1 protein-coding gene is annotated in these 392 nt (G+C 72.2%); it reads right to left on the bottom strand.

The window, feature by feature from the left end; all coding sequences use genetic code 11:
• Nucleotides 1–81: 81 nt before the first annotated feature.
• The coding region (locus K9U41_RS23670) for a hypothetical protein (RefSeq protein WP_282643258.1) at nucleotides 82–392 on the bottom strand (311 nt) is incomplete at its 5' end.

The following is a 392-nucleotide window of genomic DNA, read 5'->3' as shown; positions in this document are numbered from 1 at the left end:
CGCTCGACGGCAGCCCCGCGACGAGGAGAGCCGCGACCGTCCCGGCCAACAGTCTGGGCACCAGCCGCGTTGCGCGACCCGTCACCACGCCACGGTCGCGCGGCAGACCTCACCGGCGTGCGCCGCGCGGAAGACGAAGCGGTCGGTGCCCGCCTTGTTCGCAGGCTTGCGCTCGACCTCGAACGACCCGCTCGGGCCGCGCGTGGTCGAGGTGCCCGAGGCGATCACGACGCCGTTGTCCTTGAGCTTCCAGGCCCAGTCCTGGCCGACCGTGTTGCTGTCGACCTCCGCCTCGACCTCGATCCGCCCGTCGTCAGCCTTCGCCTTGATCTTCCAGCTGGTGCCGGCGCTGCACGACCCGGCGTTGTGGTTCGCGTCGTCGTCGCCCCCCC

Source organism: Xanthobacter autotrophicus (assembly GCF_029991245.1).
In the GTDB taxonomy this organism is placed as follows: Bacteria; Pseudomonadota; Alphaproteobacteria; order Rhizobiales; family Xanthobacteraceae; genus Xanthobacter; species Xanthobacter autotrophicus_C.
Note: the sequence above shows the minus strand (reverse complement) of the source record. Positions and strands in the feature narration are given on the sequence as shown.